Consider the following 3,451-nt stretch of genomic DNA (forward strand, 5'->3'; position numbering starts at 1 on the left):
TAGCTGCGTCCTTCCCTGGTCGTGGTGAGGTGTGTCAAGGGTCGAACTCGTTCGAGCCCGAAGGGCCGCGAAGCGCCCTTGACTCACCTCACCACGACTAGCAAACTCACGCAGCCCGGCGACGCGAACCACCCACACCTACCGTCCGACGAACCAGATCGCCCATCAACAGCACGAACCACCCGCGGGAACGAGACCTGGGGGTTGTGCCAGGATTCGGGTATGCGCACCAGGGTGTTGTGGGTGCTGGCGGGGCTTGTTTGTGTTGCCGCCAGTGTTGTGTTGCCGATGGTTTGGCAGCATTCGCTGGTTGATTTGAAGGTTTACCGGCTGGGCGGGACGACGTTGCTCGATGACGCCTCCGCGTTGTACGACGCGCGGTTGGCTGGGTTGCCGTTCACTTATCCACCGTTCGCCGCGGTCGTGATGGTCCCGTTCGCGTTGATTCCCTGGAGCGCCGCCGTGACCGTGTGGACGGTTACCTCGGTGCTCTGCGTCGTCGCCATCTGGCGAATGTCCGTCAAGCTTCCGTCCGCGATTCTGCTGGCCGTGGTGGCAGGTTCGCTGCTGCTCGAGCCCGTCCGCGAGACTCTCGGGTTCGGTCAGATCAACCTGATGCTCTGCGCGTTGATCCTGTACGACGTCCTCGACGTGAAGCACACTCGCCGGGGAATCTGGATCGGTGTTGCCGCCGGCATCAAGCTGACCCCGCTCGTCTTCCTGGGACTGCTGGTCGTCACCCGCCAATGGAAGGCCCTGATCCACGCGTCGGTGGCGTTCCTCGCAACGGTTCTCATCGGTTTCGCGATCACCCCGCACGCGGCAACGGAGTACTGGACGTCGCTGATCTCCGACACCACGCGGATCGGTGGTCTCGCGTTCTCGAGCAATCAGTCCTGGAACGCCTTCCTGATCAGGCTGACCGGTGATCTCGACGGCGGCGGACCCATCTGGCTCGGGCTGGTCCTGGTCACCGTGGTCGCCGGCCTCTGGATGTGCCGCGTGCTCTGGTTGCGGGGTCAACAGCTCGCCGCCGTCTCGGTCTGCGCGCTGATCGGGCTGCTGTGTTCGCCGGTGTCCTGGAGCCATCACTGGGTCTGGATCATCCCGCTCGGGGTTTCTGTCGTGACCGTTCTGGCGCCCCGCTGGCGGATTCCTTTCGGCGTGCTGTGGTTCGGCCTGTTCACGATCGCGCCGATCTGGTGGCCGCCGAACCACGACAACCGCGAGCTCGACTGGCCATTCGCGGATCAGTTCTCCGGCAACGCCTACCTCATCGCCGCCCTGGTCGCGCTCGTCCTCCTCGCGGTCTCACGGGAGCGGGTACGCGCTGATCCCCAGGTCGTGCGCGAGCCTCTCTAGCCCCTCGGCTGGTCGAATGTGATGCGGATGGCCGGAAGTTGCCGCGTGGCATAGACCGGTATTGACCCCGGCGGGTGTCACTGTTGCCAGGTGACGGGGAAGTTGGGGAACTCCGCCCGGTGGTGGTGGCTCGCCGGTGCGGTTGTACTTGCGGTCGGCGTTTTGCTGCCGTTCGTTTGGGATCACGCGGGCGCCGACCTGAAGGTGTACCGGCTGGGTGGCTCGGCGATCCTGGACGATCCGTCGACCCTCTACGGCGCGCGGTTACAGGACATCTCGATGCCGTTCACCTATCCGCTGTTCGGCGGCCTGGTGATGATTCCGGCCGCGCTGCTGCCGTGGCCGATCGCGTACTCCGCCTCGATCGCGGCCTCACTCGTCGCGCTGGTCGCGATCTGGCGACTGTCCCTGCGGTGGTCGGCAGCGCGGTGGTTGCCCACCAGCCCGCGCCTCGCAGTACTGGTTGCCCTGGTCGCTGCTTCGTTGCTGCTCGAGCCGGTCCGGGAGACGCTGTCCTACGGCCAGATCAACCTGGTCCTCTGCGCGATCATCCTGTACGACGTACTCGACGCGAAGCATCCTCGTCGGGGGATCTGGATCGGGATCGCCGCCGGGATCAAGCTGACGCCACTCGTCTTCTTCGGACTGTTGCTCGTCACCCGGCAATGGAAGGCGTTGTTGCACGCGTCGGTGGCGTTCATCGGCACGGTGGCGATCGGCTTCGTGATCGCACCGCGGACCGCGCTGGACTACTGGACCCACCTGGTCTCGGACACCGGCCGCATCGGCGGCCTGGCCTACTCCGGAAACCAGTCCTGGAACGGCTTTCTGATCAGAGTGACGGGCGATCTCGAAGGCGGCGGCCGGGTCTGGCAACTCGTCGTGGTCGCCACAGTCCTCGCCGGTCTCTACCTGACCCGACTCCTCTGGCTCCGTGGCGAGCGGCTCGCCTCGGTTTCGGTCTGCGGCCTCATCGGTCTGCTGTGCTCACCGGTTTCGTGGAGCCATCACTGGGTCTGGATCCTGCCCTTGGGTATCTCCCTGGTCGGCGTCGTTCATGGCCGGTGGCGGATCATCCTGGGCGCCGGCTGGTTCGGGCTCTTCATGCTCGCCCCGATCTGGTGGCCGCCGCGCCGGGGCAACCAGGAACTCAACTGGACCTTCCTCCAGCACCTCGCGGGCAACGCTTACGTCTGGCTCTCGCTGGCCGCGTGCGTCTTCCTTGCCGTCGCGACCCGTCGGACTGTCGAACCGGCTCGTCAGGAGACGGCGTTGGTCACAGGGCGTTGAGCCAGGCGTGCCAGTCGGCCAGGCCGTCGCCCTTGGTGGCCGAGACCTGGAGGATCTGGGCGTCGGGCTTGAGTTGGTGGATCAGGTCGAGGCAGAGCGAGACGTCGAAGTCGACGTACGGGAGCAGGTCGATCTTGTTCAGCAGGACCAGGTCGGCGGTGCGGAACATGTACGGGTACTTGGCCGGTTTGTCGGCGCCCTCGGTGACCGAGATGATCACCACGCGCGCGGACTCGCCCAGGTCGAAGAGCGCGGGGCAGACCAGGTTGCCGACGTTCTCCACGAAGACGAGGGAGTTGTCGGGCGGGTCGAGCTCGGCGAGGCCGGAGCTGAGCATCTGGGCGTCGAGGTGGCAGCCGGCGCCGGTGTTGATCTGGACCACCTTGCTGCCGGTCGCGCGGATCCGCTCGGCGTCCAGCCAGGTCTCCTGATCGCCTTCGATCACCAGGGTCTCGCGGCGGCCGGCGTACGCGCGGACGGTGCTTTCCAGCAGGGTGGTCTTGCCGGAGCCGGGTGAGCTCATCAGGTTGACCGCGGTGATCCCGCGCTCCTGCAGGCGATGCCTGGTGGTGGCGGCGAGACCGTCGTTCTTGCCCAGGATCTCCTGCTCCAGCAGGATCGTCCGGGTCTCCTCGACGGTCGGCGCCGCCTGATACCCGTGCCCGTGACCATGACCGTGTCCGGCTTCGTGCTGGTGATCATCGGCGTGCTCGTGGTGATGATCCGGGACCAGGCTGATCCTGGTGCCGCTGCCTTCGCCGGAGCATCCGCAGGTGCTGCACATGTCAGGGCACCTCCA

At 66.1% G+C, this 3,451-nt stretch carries 3 protein-coding genes; 2 read left to right on the forward strand and 1 reads right to left on the reverse strand.

Features of this window, described 5'->3' with window-relative positions:
• Window positions 1-222 precede the first annotated feature (222 nt).
• Both VFG33_RS40130 and VFG33_RS40135 read left to right on the forward strand, forming a co-directional pair.
• Entirely contained in the window at window positions 223-1,362 is a 1,140-nt protein-coding gene (locus tag VFG33_RS40130) for a glycosyltransferase 87 family protein (protein ID WP_325058287.1), read from the forward strand.
• Window positions 1,363-1,452: 90 nt separating this feature from the next.
• Window positions 1,453-2,652 carry a glycosyltransferase 87 family protein gene (locus VFG33_RS40135; protein ID WP_325058288.1) on the forward strand — a complete coding sequence of 400 codons (1,200 nt, stop codon included), beginning with the start codon at window positions 1,453-1,455 and terminating at the stop codon, window positions 2,650-2,652.
• Here the strand turns inward: VFG33_RS40135 and hypB are convergent.
• Window positions 2,639-3,451: hydrogenase nickel incorporation protein HypB (hypB, locus tag VFG33_RS40140; protein WP_325058289.1), on the reverse strand; the 813-nt coding region annotated here is incomplete at its 5' end. The genes VFG33_RS40135 and hypB overlap by 14 nt on opposite strands.

It is taken from the genome of Kribbella sp. (genome assembly GCF_035687465.1).
Taxonomy (GTDB): Bacteria; Actinomycetota; Actinomycetes; order Propionibacteriales; family Kribbellaceae; genus Kribbella.

Bases quoted from the DNA above. Each gene is read 5' to 3' on its own strand.
- VFG33_RS40130 (WP_325058287.1), top strand. From the start codon at position 223: ATGCGCACCAGGGTGTTGTGGGTGCTGGCGGGGCTTGTTTGTGTTGCC.